Here is a 13,601-nt window from a genome sequence, read left to right on the forward strand (position 1 = left end):
AGGGGGCGAAACGAACCCTAATCACGGGAGACCACCCGGTTGCTGAGAGTGCCGATTCCTTCGACGAAAACGCTGACCTCGTCGCCGACGCTGAGCGGGCCGACCCCTTCGGGAGTCCCGGTGAGGATGACGTCACCGGGGATCAGGGTCATGACCGCGCTCACGTGGGCGATCAGCGCGGGGATGTCGTACATGAGCTTGGAGGTGCGCGAGTCCTGCTTGACCTCGCCGTTCACCGTCGTGACGATGCCGACGTCGCTCGGGTCGAGCTCGGTCTGGATCCACGGGCCGAGCGGGCAGAAGGTGTCGAAGCCCTTGGCCCGGGTGAACTGGACGTCCTTCTTCTGCAGGTCCCGCGCCGTGACGTCGTTGGCGCAGGTGTAGCCGAAGATGACCTCGTGCGCCCGCTCGCGGGGCACCTCGCGGCAGAGCCTGCCGATCACCACGGCCAGCTCCCCCTCGTAGTCGACCCGCTGGGAGAGCGCCGTCGGGTAGGCGATGGCCTCACCCGAGCCGATCACCGAGGTCGACGGCTTGAGGAAGACCAGCGGCTCGTCGGGGACCTCCCCGCCCATCTCCTTCGCGTGGCCGGCGTAGTTCTTGCCGATCGCGACGACCTTGCTGGGCAGCATGGGCGCGACCAGCCTGACCTGGGAGAGCGAGTATCGCTCGCCGGTGAACTGGATCGGCCCGAACGGATGACCGGAGATCCCGGAGATGAACTCCTCCCCTGGGCCGCCCTCGACCACCCCGAACCCGACACCGTCTCCTGTGGAGAACCTCGCTATACGCACATGACAAGGCTAGTCGCGCTCAGGGTCCCGCCGGACCGTGCCCGCTTCTCCTCGCTCCACCGCCCGGCAACCCTGCACCATATGTAACCAAAAATCCTTACAAATCCGATTTTATCGATAGCGCCATGTTTGCTCCAAGAAAAGCTATGTCCTGATTTATGTGCATATGAGGGGTATGACCGCCTCAGAGGCATCGGGGAGGCCAGAAGGCCTTCCCAACGGGGGAAGGAACGGACGTGACTGAAGCCAGCACGGTGAACAGGCCCAAGGGCGACGAGGCCACGGTGCCACGGGCACGCACCGACAGTCCCGGATCCCAGAGTGGTCTGGTCACCTCCAAGGGGACCACCACCATCGACAGCGGGGTCGTGTCGAAGATCGCGGGGCTCGCGGCCAGGGAGATCCCCGGCGTGCACAACATGGGCGCGGGCACGGCACGCGCTCTCGGCGCGGTACGCGGCATGGTGGGCGCCGACAAGAGCGCCAACCAGGGAGTCTCGGTCGAGGTGGGCGAGCGGCAGGCCGCCGCCGATCTGGAGGTGGTCGTCGATTACGGGATCGCCATCCCCGACCTGGCCGCCGCCGTACGCCGCAACGTGATCACGGCGGTCGAGCGCATGACCGGGCTCGAGGTCACCGAGGTCAACATCAAGGTCTCCGACGTCCACATGCCCGGACAGGACAAGGACAGGTCGGAGGATTCGTCCGAGTCGGAGCCCCGCGTCCAGTGAAGGGCCCGGCAGGCGGTGCGGCGGGATCGGGGCGCGAGCCCAGGGACCCGGCCCGCGAGACCGTGACGCCTCCGACTCCGGCGGACCCGGGCCGCGGGACGGCCGCGCCCGCGCGGCACGGAGAGCCCGGCGCCGGGACGACCACGCCCGCGCGCGAACCGGCGGAGCCCGCCAGGACCGCCGTTCCGACACCGGCGACGGCCATACCCGCGCACCGGCCGGGCGATCCGTCGCGCAGGCCGGCCGCCGCGGCCCGGCAGGTACCCCGGCAGAAGCCCGCGCCCGCACCGGCGGACCCCGCCCGCGGACCGGCCGGCCAGAGCCGGGAAACGGGTCGTGGCCGGGAGACCGGGGAAACGGCGGGGCCGGCGCGCCAGCCCGGGGCCCCGGCCAGGGCGAGGGATCCCGCACACGAGACGGCCGTCGTCACCCGCGAACCCGAGGACCCGGCCCTCGGCGCGGCCGGCCTCGCGCACAGGATCGCCGACGCCGTACGGCGCTGCCCCGACGTCGTGGACCTGTCGGGCGGGCCGTTCGGGACCGTGGCGACCTACCTGCCCGGCGAGCGGCTGGCCGGTGTCGCGCTGCGCGAGAACGAGGTGGAGATCTCGGTCGTCGTCAGGCTGGGGCGCCCGCTACCGGAGATCGCCGACGAAGTGCGAGCGGCGGTCGCCCCGATGGTGGGAGACCAGCCGGTGAACGTCCATATCGGAGGTTTGAGATGAGTAATTTCCCAGTGTGGTCCGTAGTCGGCACGATCGTCGGTGTCCTTCTGGGCTTCGCGGCGGCCTTCGGCGGCCTCGGCGCGTTCCTGCTGGTGCTCGTACTGGGCGCCGTCGGATTCCTCCTCGGCCGCTTCGCGGAGACCGGAGAGGTCGACCTGTCCCGGCTGGCGGCGAAACGGCGATGAACACTCCCGTCGAGCACCGTTCCGGGTCCTCCGGGACGGCCGCGGATCCGGACCCTCCTGCCTCGCGGCAGGCGGGTTCCGTCCCCGCGGGAACCGGCGGGTCCGCGCGGCCCGCCGTCCCCGCCCAGCCGTCACGGCAGGCCGTACCGGCCGAACGACGCGGCAGGACCGACATACCCGGCCGGGTGGTGTCGCGCATCGCGGCCCGCGCGGCCGGGGAGGTGGCGCGGGTACGGGAGGTCGGCGAGCGGAGGCCGCTGTCCCTGCGCGGCGGCACCCGAGCCACCCTCGACGGTGAGCTGGCGACGCTCCGGCTGGACGTGACGGTCGAGTATCCGGCCCCGATCCGCGAGGTGGCCGAGGAGGTCAGACGCCACGTCGCCGAACGGGTCATGGCCCTCACCGGCATGGACGTCGGCCACATCGACGTCCTCGTCACCAACGTGGCCCCCGCCCACGACGACCACGACGATCGTGGGACCCCGCGGGCCGGGGACGCCGTACCGGCGGAGAACCCGAGTGGCGCCGGCCAGACCGGCGCCGGGACCCCGGATGGCGCCGGCCAGACCGGCGCCGGGACCCCGGACCGGACAGCGGCGTCCGTCGGCGATCCCGCCGACAACCCCACCGAGGACATCGTCCCGCTACGTGAGGAGCGATGATGGCCAGGCAGGTACCCGACCCGGCGGAGCCGGTCCCCGGAGCGGACCCGACCGGTGAGATGACGACCGCACCCCGTGCGGAGACGACGGAACCGGCCATGCCACCGGCGCCACCGGCGCCACCGGCGTACGGCACGACGGAACCGGCCATGTCACCGGCGTACGGCACGGCCGAGCCTTCACCGCCGCCGATATACGGCACGGTGGCGAAGGACGCCTCCGCGGATCGCGCGGCGGTCAAGGCGTTCCGCCCGCGCCGGGTGGTTCCCGCGGTCATCACGGCCATCCTGATGACCCTGCTCGGCCTCCTCGTCGCGCTGGAGGTCATCTCCGCGCTGCTCGGCCGCCCGCTCCGCCTGGTGCCGTACGACCGGATCCTGTCCTGGGCGACGTCGACGCCGTGGAACGACCCGCGGCTGATGACGGGCGCGGGCCTGGCGGGGTTGCTGGGCCTGCTGCTGGTGCTGCTCGCGCTCGTTCCGGGCCGGCCCACGCTGATCCCGGTGAGGACCGGGGACAGGGACCTGGCCATCGGCATGCAACGGCGGGGCTTCACCCGGTCGCTGGCCCACGCGGCCGAGCAGGTGCAGGGAATCGAGCACGCCCGGGTGCGGCTGCGGGGAAAGGCCGTGCACGTCGCGGCCGACAGCGGCATGCGGGACACCCGCGGGCTGGCCGACGCCGTACGGGAGGCCGTGAACCTGCGGATCACCGCGCTCTCCCCCGTCTGGAAGTACCCCGTCCGCGTGCATCTGCGAGAGAAGTGAGCGCCATGGACGACAAGACCGCCCGGGGCAACCGGCTGGGGTTGCTGCTTGTGGGACTGACTCTGATGATCCTCAGCGCCCTGGCGATCGCACGCGGCGCGGGAGCCTTCCCGCAGGCCGTGGCGCCCGCCCGCAGCCCGATCGTGGACGGCTCGGTACGCCAGCCGTTCGCCACCTACAACCCGTGGCTGTGGTGGGTGATCGCGGCGGCGGGCATCGTGCTCGCGCTGTTCGGCCTGCGCTGGCTGCTGGCCCAGGGACGCCGCAACAGGCTGGGCGGCATGCGCCTCGAGGGCGGCCCCGCCGGGGTCACCGAGGTCGACACGGGCAGCGTCACCGACGCGGCGGCCGCCGAGGCGGGCACGCACCCCGCGATCATCAACGCCACCGCCGACATGATCGGCACGAACGCGCACCCGGCCGTGCGGATGAAGGTGGTGGTCGCCGAGGACGCGCCGATGAGCGCGGTCCGCGAGCAGCTGGGCGGGGTGGTCATCCCGCACATGCGCCAGGCCCTGGATACCGAGCGCATGCCCGCCGTCGCCCGGGTGAGCCTGGAGGACGCGCCACGCCGCCCGAGGACCGTCGCCTGACCCACGTGCCGGAGCGCCGATCATCGGATACCTCCGAGGAGACCCCCGCTTTCAGGCGGGGGAGGAATCGGACTTCTGCGGAGCGGGGCAGGAGAAGGCGATTCGCCGTCAGGCGGGCCGCCGTACAGAACACACACGATTCTTAGCTGATCTTGCAGTATTGTGTGAGGCATGGCGCAGGCCGTGAAGCGGGCGTTCAAGTACCGCTTCCACCCGACCCCCGAGCAAGCTTCCGAGCTTGCCCGGACCTTCGGCTGCACCCGCCTCGTCTATAACAAAGCCCTGGAAGAACGGACCCGCGCCTACACACTGGAAGGCCGTCGCGTCTCCTATGTGGAGTCGTCGGCCGCGCTGACAGAGTGGAAGAAAACCGACAACCTCGCGTTCCTGAACGAGGTGTCGTCGGTCCCGCTGCAGCAGGCGCTTCGCCATCTCCAGTCCGCGTTCGTGAACTTCTTCGCCAAACGCGCCAAGTACCCGACCTTCAAGTCCCGCAAGAAGTCGCGGGCCTCGGCCGAGTACACCCGGTCGGCGTTCCGCTGGCGCGAGGGCCGGTTGACGCTGGCGAAGATGGACGCGCCGCTGGCGATCGTGTGGTCGCGCCCCCTGCCCGAGGGCGCGGAGCCGTCCACCGTGACCGTGTCCAAGGACGCCGCCGGACGCTGGTTCGTGTCCCTCCTCGTGGAGGAGACGATCCAGGCGCTGGCGCCGACCGAAAACAGGGTCGGGGTGGACGCGGGGATCACGGCACTGGCGACGCTCTCCACCGGAGAGAAGATCGTCAACCCCAGGCATGAGCGGGCCGACCGGCGCAAGCTGGCCAAGGCTCAGCGGCGCCTGGCCCGCACGGAGAAGGGTTCGGCCAACCGGCGGAAGGCGAAACTCAAGGTCGCCCGGGTGTATGCCCGCATCACCGACCGGCGCCGGGATCACCTGCACAAGTTCACCACTCGGCTCGTCCGTGAGAACCAAACGGTCGTGATCGAAGACCTCACCGTGCGCAACCTGGTGAAAAACCCGAAACTGGCCCGCGCCGTCTCCGACGCCTCCTGGCGCCGGATGCGCCAGATGCTGGAGTACAAAACGCAGTGGTACGGGCGGGAACTGCTGGTCGTCGACCGCTTCTTCCCCAGCTCGAAGCTGTGCTCGGCGTGCGGGGCGCTGCAAGACACGATGCCGTTACACGTCCGCGAGTGGAGGTGCACCTGCGGCGCGATCCATGACCGGGACGTGAACGCGGCCAAGAACGTGCTCGCCGCCGGGCTGGCGGAGAGGTGAAACGCCTGTGGAGCCGGGGTAAGACCTCAACGAGAGTCCTCTCGGCAGGCAACCGGCGCTGAAGCAGGAACCCTCACGGGCGACCGTGGGAATCCCCCTCCTTCAGGAGGGGGAGGATGCCAAAGAGTGATCAGGGAAACCAACGCTTCGAGGAGACGATGTGCCTTCGGTCGTGAAGATAAACGCGCTGACGGTGTCCGGGGAGATGCGCGAGGAGCTGGAACGCCGCTTCTCCAGCCGGGCGGGGATCGTCGAGTCCGCGGACGGGTTCGAGTGGTTCGAGCTGCTCCGCCCGGTGGACGGCACCGACCGCTACCTGGTCTACACCCGCTGGCGTTCCGAGGAGGACTTCAAGCGCTGGACCGAGAGCCAGGCCTTCCAGCGGGGCCACGCCCAGGCCGCCGCCGAGGCCGGCCGGGGACAGGGGCACGCCGACGCCCACAGCGCGGCCCAGGGCCACGGGCACGGCCAGGGGCAGGGCGGCCCGGCCCAGGGGCAGGGGCAGGGGCACGGCCACGGGCAGGGACCCGCCGCCACCGGGGCCGAGCTGTGGTCCTTCGAGGTCGTCCAGAGCACCGGTCCCGCACCGGGAGCCTGAGCGGCGGCGAGAGTCGGGGCTCCCCGCGGGGAGCCCTCAGCGGTCCAGCGGGTTGGCGGCGATGCGCTCGGCGACCCCCGAGCGGACGAACTGCCCGGCCAGGCTGTCCGGCTTGCGGGCGGCCTGGTCGACGAAGCACGCGGTGAACTCCGGGCCGAGCCCCAGCCGGGGGTGGCGTTCCAGCACCTCGGCGCGGAATTCCGCCGGGAAGTCCTCCGGCCGCCGGCCGGAGATGTCGAGCCCGGTGGACAGTTCGAGCAGATACCCCTCGGGGTCCTGTTCGGGGTCGACCTTGTCCCACATGTGGCGTACGACGATCTCCGACGCGCGCACGCGGCGCTCGACGGGCCACCCGGCCCCGGCGGCGAAGACCCACGCGACGTGGCCGCCCGCCTCCTCGAACGGCACGGTGTGGCTGTCGAACTCCTTGACCAGGCCGATGTCGTGCATCATCGACGCGACGTACAGCAGCTCGTCGTCGAAGGCGACGTCGTTCATCGCACCGTAGGCCGCCGCGAACAGGTAGGCGCGGACGGAGTGGTTGAGCAGGGCGGGCGAGCAGTAGGCGGTCGCCACCTCCAGCGCGCCTCGGGCGGCCGGTGTGTCGGGGATGACGATGTCGGCGAGTCTCATACCGCCCAGCCTGCCGAAACACGGCGACGCCCGCGAGTGGCAGAAGAGCCATCAACCGACAAAATCGCGCCACGGGCGAGCGGGTGGGGCGGGCAGGGCGGATGGATACCCGCCGGCGTACGGGAGGACCGGGGAACGCTGTGAGGAAACTGGGAGACCCGCATCTAGTTGCTAACGATGTTTCAGAAGAGACCATCCCGACTTGACCGATTTGGTGGGATCCGGACAGCATGATCCGCTCCCCCTCGTTCGGCCCGGAAGGAACTGGCGTGCGCCGCCGCACAAAAGCATTCGCTCTCTGCATCATCCTCCTGATGACCTGCGGCGTCACGGTCGGTACCGCGGAGGCGAGGGAGGCGAGACGCACCGCCGAATGCCAGGGCGACTGGCTGCCCGCCACACCGACGTCGACGGACATCATGAACGGCGAGGTCGACTTCCTCGACCTCGCCCCGGTGAAGGTCGGCAAGGACGTCGACTGGCGCACCGACCCCTACCGCAACCGCTCGTGGAGCATGGTCTTCCACTCGTTGCGCTGGATGGGCCGTCTCGTCGCCGACTACGAGACGAACGGCAACGAGGCGTACCTGACGCGGGCCGTCGAGATCGCCAAGGACTGGGTGGCCGACAACCCCCGCGGCGGCGCGAGGACCAGCCCGTACGCCTGGCAGGAGCACCCGATCGCGCTGCGCGCCCCCGCGCTGGTCTGCCTCAGCAAGCACGCCGGCGGCTCGTGGCTCTCCGGCAGCCTGGCCGAGCACGCGAAGATGCTCTCCGACCCCAGGCTGTACGAGAAGGGTCACAACCACGGCATCGACCAGGACATCGCGCTGCTCGGCATCGGCTGCCGCTACGGGCGCGACCAGTGGTCCAGCCTCGCGATCAGGCGGCTCACCGAGACCGTGAAGCTCGACGTCGACTCCCAGGGGGTGCTGCGCGAGCAGGCCCCGCGCTACGCGCTCTACGTCCACGACCGCCTGAAGGTCGCGATGGACAACATCAGGGCGTGCGAGCGGAAGGTGCCCGGCGACATCTCCCGGCGCTGGGAGTCCCTTGAGGACTTCATCTCCCACTCCACCCAGCCCGACGGGTTCATGGTCCCGATCGGCGACGGCGGCGCGGACGTGCGGCCGGTCGGCTACAGCCACCCGAAGCAGACCGTACGGGTGTTCGGCGGCGGCTACGTCTACGGGCGCACCGCCTGGGACAAGCCCGAGTCGGCCTTCTACTCCGTCCGCTTCGGGCCCGGCATGAAGTACCACGGCCACGAGGATCATCTGGGCGTGACCTACTACGCCCAGGGCCGTGACGTCCTGGTCGACGCCGGCTTCGACTCGTACGAGAACAGCGGCTACCGCGACTGGACGATCTCCCCCGAGGCGCACAACACGTCGATGGTGGCCGGGGCGAGGTTCCGCGGCAAGACCGCCAGCGCGCTGAGCAGGTCGTCGATCGGGCAGGACCGGCAGAGCTACCGGCTGACCGACAGGGCCTACGGCGTGCCCAGGACCCGCTCGGTGCTCGTCAACCACCGCCAGGACGTGATGGCCGTGCTGGACACGGTGCCCAAGGGCTCGAAGGTCCGCAACGTCTGGCACTTCTCCCGCGACCTGTCCACCGTCTCCAGCGGTGGCGGCCAGGTCGTGGTGAAGGACAAGGCGGGCTGGAAGGCGACGCTCGCCCAGGTCTCGATGCCGTCCTGCCGGCCGGTCGCCGGGCTGAAGGTGGTCCGCGGCCAGAAGAACCCGTACCAGGGCTGGGTCTCCTCCGCCTACCTGCAGAGACACCCCGCCCCCGCGGTCGTCGCACCCGCCTCGGGCGACTCCGTGCTGACCGTGGTGGTGCCCGGCAGCGGGAAGCCGTCGCTCTCCTGCTCCGGCGGCAAGGTCAGCCTGGAGACCTCCGAGGGCCAGGTGAGCTTCCGCGTCAGCGGCGCCGACCTCTCCTGACGGGCTTCGCCCCCCGGCTCTCGCCGAGGGGCTCTCCGGCCGTCTCCCGGGCGGTGCTCTCCGCCCGGGAGACGGCCGCCGGCGCGACGGCGGGCCGGGCAGGCGGTTCAGGCGTTGTGGCCCGCGCGCAGGAGGCCGTAGGTGACGGCCTGCTCCAGCGCCTGCCAGGAGGCCTCGATGATGTTCTCGTCGACGCCGACCGTGGACCACTCCCCGGCCGCGTCGCTGGAGGTGATCAGCACGCGCGTGACGGCGTCGGTGCCGTGCGTGCCCTCCAGGATGCGCACCTTGAAGTCGATCAGCTCGACCCCCGCCAGCTCGGGGTAGAGCCGCTCCAGTCCCAGCCGTACGGCCCGGTCGAGGGCGTTGACCGGGCCGTTGCCCTCGCCGGTGGCGACGATCCGCTCCCCCTTGGCGTGCAGCTTCACGGTGGCCTCGCTGACGACCTCGCCGCCCCGGGCCCGCTCGACGATCACCCTCCAGGACTCCACCTGGAAGTGACGCCTGCGCTCGCCCGCGACGGTGTCGCGGAGCAGCAGCTCGAAGGAGGCGTCGGCGGCCTCGAAGGTGTAGCCCTTCGACTCCATCTCCTTGACCCGGTTCACCAGCTCCCGCGAGGTGTCGGAGGCCAGCTCGTAGCCCAGCTCGCGGCCCTTGAGCTCCACCGAGGCGCGTCCGGCCATGTCGGAGACGAGCATGCGCATGTCGTTGCCGACCTCGGCGGGGTCGATGTGCTGGTAGAGGTTGGGGTCGACCTTGATCGCGCTGGCGTGCAGCCCCGCCTTGTGGGCGAAGGCGGAGACGCCCACATAGGGGGCGTGGGAGTTGGGGGTGACGTTGGTGACCTCGGTGATCGCGTGGGCGATCCTGGTCATGTCGGCCAGCGCCTCCCGCGGCACGAGATCGAATCCCCGCTTGAGCTGCAGGTTGGCCACCACGGTGAACAGGTTGGCGTTACCCGAGCGCTCACCGTAGCCGTTGGCGCAGCCCTGCACGTGGGTGGCGCCGGCCTTCACCGCGGCCAGGGAGTTGGCGACCGCGCAGCCGGTGTCGTCGTGGCAGTGGATGCCGATCCTGGCCGACGTCCCGACCGCCGCGTGCACGACCTCGGCCAGCTCGTCGGGGAGCATGCCCCCGTTGGTGTCGCACAGCGCGATGACCGAGGCTCCCGCCTCGGCGGCGGTGCGCAGCACCTCCAGCGCGTAGTCCGGGTTGGACTTGTAGCCGTCGAAGAAGTGCTCGGCGTCGAGGAAGACCCTCTGTCCCTCCGCACGAAGGTGGGAGACCGTGTCGCGGATCATCGCGAGGTTCTCCTGGAGGGTCGTGCGGAGGGCCAGCTCCACGTGCCGGTCGTGACTCTTGGCGACAAGGGTCACGACCGGCGCGCCGGATTCGCGCAGCGCGGCCACCAATGGGTCGTCGGCGGCCTTCACACCTGCCCGGCGGGTCGCGCCGAACGCGGCGAGCTGCGCGTGCTTCAGGTCGAGCTCTGTTTGGGCGCGCCTGAAGAATTCCGTGTCCTTGGGGTTGGCGCCGGGCCAGCCTCCCTCGATGAAGCCGACGCCCAGGCCGTCCAGGTGACGCGCGATGGCCAGCTTGTCGGCCACCGTGAGGTTGAGCCCCTCCTGCTGGGCACCGTCACGGAGAGTCGTGTCGTACACGTGGAAGCGATCGTCGGCCATGTCGTTCTCCTTCGCGGGTTCGATGATTCGCCGCGCGCTCATCCGGCTTCTGGAAACAAAAATGACCCCTCACGGACGTGAGAGGTCTGCGCGCTGGCGGTGTCCCTTTTCAGCCAGCGCGCCTGCCGATAATGAGCAGACCGTAGAACATGATGCTTCGGAGTCTGCCATACACCGACACCATCTGACACATCGATCTCAGGATCCGAGACTCGCGGCGTGTCCGCGCGACCCGGGCACAGGCCGGGCGGGACCCCGGGCACAGGCCGGGCGGGACCCCGGGCACAGGCCGGGTGAGACGCCGGGCACATGCCGGGTGAGACGCCGGGCACCGGCTCGCACCCGGGCCGGAACGGGCCGGACAGGACCCGGACACGACCTCGAATCACCCTCCGCCGCCGTCCGGCACCGGCGAGAATGGGCCCCATGAAGGCGACTTATCTCGACCCCACCGTGGGGCAGTATCTGCTCGCGCACACCACCCAGCCCGACGACGTCCTCGACGCGCTCGCGCTCGAGACCCGCGAGCTGACCGGCAACAACGCGTCGATGCAGATCTCCCCCGACCAGGGGCGCTTCCTCACCATGATCGCCCAGCTCGGCGGCGCCAGGAACGCGGTGGAGGTGGGCACCTTCACCGGCTACTCCTCCATCTGCCTGGCCCGCGGGCTCGCCCCGGGCGGCGGGCTCACCTGCTTCGACGTGAGCGAGGAGTGGACGGCGATCGCCCGGAGTTACTGGGACAAGGCACGGGTCGCCGACCGCGTCGAGCTGAGGATCGGCCCCGCGGCCGAGCGGCTGCGCGAGCTTCCCGAACACCCGGCCGTCGATCTGGCGTTCATCGACGCCGACAAGATCAACTATCCCGTCTACTACGAGATCCTCATGTCACGCCTGGCCCCCGGCGGGGTGATCCTCGTCGACAACACCCTGTGGAGCGGCCACGTCGCCGATCCCAGCAGGGACGACGAGACCGTCAGGCACATCCGCGAGTTCAACGACATGGTCAGCTCCGACGAGCGGGTCACCTCGATCATGCTCCCCATCGCCGACGGCCTCACCATGATTCGAAAGCACTGACGAGAACTTTCCCTGATCGCGGGCGCGCGGAAATCTTTTCCATTACTTTAAGTGATGTGACCAACACGTTGCGCCCACCCGCCTGGAGGGAAGGATGACCGCATGGGAATGCTCATGGAGAGATCGATCGCCTACCAGATCACAGACCGGGAAGAGCTCGAACGGCTCTACCTGGAACTCGTCGAACGATTTGAGAAGCATCGAATCGAGATCGTCAACGGTCGGATCGTGGTGAGGGAGATGCCCACGATCGCCCATGCCGATGTCGTTTACCACCTGATGGCGCAGCTCATACCTTTCTCGATGGAGAAAGGATGGCGCGTCTACCCGGAAGCCAAGCTCCTCCTGCAGATACAAGCGGATCGCTTCGAACCCGACCTCATCGTCGTTCCGCCGAATCCGCCCCTCTGGGATCCCAGCCACGTGTACGCCAACGCCACACTGCTGGTCGCCGAGGTCGTCTCCCCGAGCAGCGTTCACGACGACCACGTGGTCAAGCCCCGGGCCTGCGCGCTCGCGGGAGTTCCGCTCTACCTGGTCATCGACACCTTCGCGAACCGGTTCAGGTTGCTCAGCCGACCGGGTCCGGAGGGTTACGCCGACGAGGTCACCGAGTCGCTGGGCAAGCCTCTTGAGCTCCCCGCGCCCTGGAACCTCACGATCGACACCGGCAAGCTCATCGAGGGATAGATTCGCCCGCCGGGAGGCCGGGCCGGGTGGGAGACCGGGCCTCCCGCGCGGGACCGGCGGACACCTCTGCCGACCGGTCCCCGCGGATCTCCTTCGTACGGGACTAGCAGATCTTGTGGACCCAGCTGTGCGGGTCGGGACGGGATCCGTACTGGATGCCCACGAGCTCCTCGCGGATCTTCGAGGTGACGGGCCCCTGGGTGCCGTCGCCGACCGTCCAGGCGCGGTCGGCGCCCTTGACCGAGCCGACCGGGGTGACCACCGCGGCGGTGCCGCAGGCGAAGACCTCGGTGAGCTCGCCCGTCTCGCAGCCTCGCTGCCACTCCTCGACCGACAGGCGCCCCTCCTCGGCGTGGAGGCCGAGGTCGGAGGCGAAGGAGAGGATCGAGTCGCGGGTGATGCCGGGCAGGAGCGTTCCGGTGAGCGCCGGGGTGAGCAGGCGGTCGCCGTAGACGAAGAACAGGTTCATCCCGCCCATCTCCTCGACGTAGCGGTGCTCGCTCGCGTCGAGCCAGACCACCTGGTCACAGCCCTGCTCGACGGCCTGGCGCTGGGCCACGAAGGCCGCCGCGTAATTGCCGCCGCACTTGGCGAAGCCGGTGCCGCCGGGGGCCGCACGGGTGTACTCGGTGGAGAGCCAGACCGTGACGGCCTTGCCCCCGCCGAAGTAGGCCGCCGCCGGGGAGGCGATGACCATGTACTTGTAGGTCCTGGACGGGTAGTTGACTCCGAGCGCCGGCTGCGTCGCGATCATGAAGGGGCGCAGGTAGAGGCTGTGGCCCGGCGTGGTCGGAACCCACTCGCGGTCGGTCTGGACGAGCAGCTCCAGCGACTCGACGAACGCCTCCTCGGGCAGCTCGGGCATCGCCATCCGCGCCGCGGAGGTGTTGAAGCGCGCGGCGTTGGCCTCGGGCCGGAAGGTCACGATCGAGCCGTTCTCCTGGCGGTAGGCCTTGAGCCCCTCGAAAAGCTCCTGCGCGTAGTGGAAGACCGACGTCGCGGGGTCGAGGCTGAGCGGGCCGTACGGCATGAGCCTGGCGTCGTGCCAGCCCCGCCCCTCGGTGTAGTCGATCGAGATCATGTGGTCGGTGAAGACCTGACCGAACCCCGGGCTCGCCAGTACCTGCTCGCGCTCTGCCGCGGTGCGAGCGTGGTCGGAGAGCTGCACGTCGAAGCTGAGCTTCTGAGCGGTGGTCATCGCACGGATCCTTCTCTTGGTGTCTGGCTTACCCTT

The 13,601-nt window shown here is 69.9% G+C and carries 15 protein-coding genes; 11 read left to right on the forward strand and 4 right to left on the reverse strand.

Annotated features, from left to right (window positions below):
* Positions 1-17: 17 nt before the first annotated feature.
* The gene (locus AB0F88_RS34015) at positions 18-794 is read right to left on the reverse strand and encodes a fumarylacetoacetate hydrolase family protein (protein ID WP_362693688.1); all 777 of its coding nucleotides are present in this window, start codon (positions 792-794) and stop codon (positions 18-20) included.
* A 326-nt stretch (positions 795-1,120) separates the two neighbouring features.
* Between AB0F88_RS34015 and AB0F88_RS34020 the strand changes: the two genes are divergently transcribed.
* The 8 genes from AB0F88_RS34020 to AB0F88_RS34055 all read left to right on the forward strand — a co-directional run bounded on the left by AB0F88_RS34020 (position 1,121) and on the right by AB0F88_RS34055 (position 6,333).
* Positions 1,121-1,525 (forward strand): Asp23/Gls24 family envelope stress response protein, encoded by a 405-nt coding sequence (locus tag AB0F88_RS34020; RefSeq protein WP_362693890.1) that lies wholly within the window; start codon positions 1,121-1,123, stop codon positions 1,523-1,525.
* Positions 1,522-2,250: a hypothetical protein gene (locus AB0F88_RS34025; protein ID WP_362693691.1), complete on the forward strand. Its 729-nt coding sequence runs from the start codon at positions 1,522-1,524 to the stop codon at positions 2,248-2,250. Before AB0F88_RS34020 ends, AB0F88_RS34025 begins: the two co-directional genes overlap by 4 nt.
* Positions 2,247-2,435, forward strand: coding sequence for a hypothetical protein (locus tag AB0F88_RS34030; protein WP_362693899.1), 189 nt, complete (start codon positions 2,247-2,249; stop codon positions 2,433-2,435). Before AB0F88_RS34025 ends, AB0F88_RS34030 begins: the two co-directional genes overlap by 4 nt.
* Positions 2,432-3,097 (forward strand): Asp23/Gls24 family envelope stress response protein, encoded by a 666-nt coding sequence (locus AB0F88_RS34035; protein WP_362693694.1) that lies wholly within the window; start codon positions 2,432-2,434, stop codon positions 3,095-3,097. The genes AB0F88_RS34030 and AB0F88_RS34035 overlap by 4 nt, the downstream gene beginning before the upstream one ends.
* Positions 3,097-3,864 carry a DUF6286 domain-containing protein gene (locus tag AB0F88_RS34040; protein ID WP_362693696.1) on the forward strand — a complete coding sequence of 256 codons (768 nt, stop codon included), beginning with the start codon at positions 3,097-3,099 and terminating at the stop codon, positions 3,862-3,864. Before AB0F88_RS34035 ends, AB0F88_RS34040 begins: the two co-directional genes overlap by 1 nt.
* A 5-nt stretch (positions 3,865-3,869) precedes the next feature.
* Positions 3,870-4,457, forward strand: a complete 588-nt coding sequence (locus AB0F88_RS34045) for a hypothetical protein (RefSeq protein ID WP_362693698.1) — start codon at positions 3,870-3,872, stop codon at positions 4,455-4,457.
* Positions 4,458-4,628: 171 nt separating this feature from the next.
* A complete protein-coding gene (locus tag AB0F88_RS34050) occupies positions 4,629-5,735 on the forward strand; it encodes an RNA-guided endonuclease TnpB family protein (protein ID WP_362693701.1) in 1,107 nt (368 codons plus the stop codon).
* Positions 5,736-5,895: 160 nt separating this feature from the next.
* The gene (locus AB0F88_RS34055; protein WP_362693704.1) at positions 5,896-6,333 is read left to right on the forward strand and encodes an antibiotic biosynthesis monooxygenase; all 438 of its coding nucleotides are present in this window, start codon (positions 5,896-5,898) and stop codon (positions 6,331-6,333) included.
* A 36-nt stretch (positions 6,334-6,369) separates the two neighbouring features.
* Here the strand turns inward: AB0F88_RS34055 and AB0F88_RS34060 are convergent, their stop codons facing one another.
* Entirely contained in the window at positions 6,370-6,966 is a 597-nt protein-coding gene (locus AB0F88_RS34060; protein WP_362693707.1) for an HD domain-containing protein, read from the reverse strand.
* 314 nt (positions 6,967-7,280) lie between these two features.
* Between AB0F88_RS34060 and AB0F88_RS34065 the strand changes: the two genes are divergently transcribed.
* Entirely contained in the window at positions 7,281-8,915 is a 1,635-nt protein-coding gene (locus AB0F88_RS34065) for a heparinase II/III family protein (RefSeq protein WP_362693710.1), read from the forward strand.
* Positions 8,916-9,022: 107 nt separating this feature from the next.
* Here AB0F88_RS34065 and cimA read toward each other — a convergent pair whose 3' ends face one another.
* The gene (cimA, locus tag AB0F88_RS34070; protein ID WP_362693713.1) at positions 9,023-10,597 is read right to left on the reverse strand and encodes a citramalate synthase; all 1,575 of its coding nucleotides are present in this window, start codon (positions 10,595-10,597) and stop codon (positions 9,023-9,025) included.
* Positions 10,598-11,023: 426 nt separating this feature from the next.
* On the opposite strand from cimA, the gene AB0F88_RS34075 reads away from it, so the two are divergent.
* Positions 11,024-11,677 (forward strand): O-methyltransferase, encoded by a 654-nt coding sequence (locus AB0F88_RS34075; protein ID WP_362693716.1) that lies wholly within the window; start codon positions 11,024-11,026, stop codon positions 11,675-11,677.
* A gap of 102 nt (positions 11,678-11,779) precedes the next feature.
* Positions 11,780-12,367: a Uma2 family endonuclease gene (locus tag AB0F88_RS34080; protein ID WP_362693719.1), complete on the forward strand. Its 588-nt coding sequence runs from the start codon at positions 11,780-11,782 to the stop codon at positions 12,365-12,367.
* Between the two features lie 103 nt (positions 12,368-12,470).
* On the opposite strand, the gene AB0F88_RS34085 is transcribed toward AB0F88_RS34080, so the two are convergent.
* A complete protein-coding gene (locus tag AB0F88_RS34085; RefSeq protein ID WP_362693722.1) occupies positions 12,471-13,565 on the reverse strand; it encodes a branched-chain amino acid aminotransferase in 1,095 nt (364 codons plus the stop codon).
* Between the last annotated feature and the right edge of the window lie 36 nt (positions 13,566-13,601).

Origin of the sequence: Streptosporangium sp. NPDC023963 (assembly GCF_040639135.1) — a bacterium.
In the GTDB taxonomy this organism is placed as follows: domain Bacteria; phylum Actinomycetota; class Actinomycetes; order Streptosporangiales; family Streptosporangiaceae; genus Streptosporangium.

What these genes read in the sequence shown, in the direction of transcription:
- AB0F88_RS34080 (WP_362693719.1), top strand. Translation starts at nt 11,780, where the DNA reads ATGGGAATGCTCATGGAGAGATCGATCGCCTACCAGATCACAGACCGG.
- AB0F88_RS34085 (WP_362693722.1), bottom strand. Translation starts at nt 13,565, where the DNA reads ATGACCACCGCTCAGAAGCTCAGCTTCGACGTGCAGCTCTCCGACCAC.
- AB0F88_RS34035 (WP_362693694.1), top strand. Translation starts at nt 2,432, where the DNA reads ATGAACACTCCCGTCGAGCACCGTTCCGGGTCCTCCGGGACGGCCGCG.
- AB0F88_RS34060 (WP_362693707.1), bottom strand. Translation starts at nt 6,966, where the DNA reads ATGAGACTCGCCGACATCGTCATCCCCGACACACCGGCCGCCCGAGGC.
- AB0F88_RS34030 (WP_362693899.1), top strand. Translation starts at nt 2,247, where the DNA reads ATGAGTAATTTCCCAGTGTGGTCCGTAGTCGGCACGATCGTCGGTGTC.
- AB0F88_RS34045 (WP_362693698.1), top strand. Translation starts at nt 3,870, where the DNA reads ATGGACGACAAGACCGCCCGGGGCAACCGGCTGGGGTTGCTGCTTGTG.
- AB0F88_RS34065 (WP_362693710.1), top strand. Translation starts at nt 7,281, where the DNA reads ATGACCTGCGGCGTCACGGTCGGTACCGCGGAGGCGAGGGAGGCGAGA.
- AB0F88_RS34075 (WP_362693716.1), top strand. Translation starts at nt 11,024, where the DNA reads ATGAAGGCGACTTATCTCGACCCCACCGTGGGGCAGTATCTGCTCGCG.
- cimA (WP_362693713.1), bottom strand. Translation starts at nt 10,597, where the DNA reads ATGGCCGACGATCGCTTCCACGTGTACGACACGACTCTCCGTGACGGT.
- AB0F88_RS34040 (WP_362693696.1), top strand. Translation starts at nt 3,097, where the DNA reads ATGGCCAGGCAGGTACCCGACCCGGCGGAGCCGGTCCCCGGAGCGGAC.
- AB0F88_RS34050 (WP_362693701.1), top strand. Translation starts at nt 4,629, where the DNA reads ATGGCGCAGGCCGTGAAGCGGGCGTTCAAGTACCGCTTCCACCCGACC.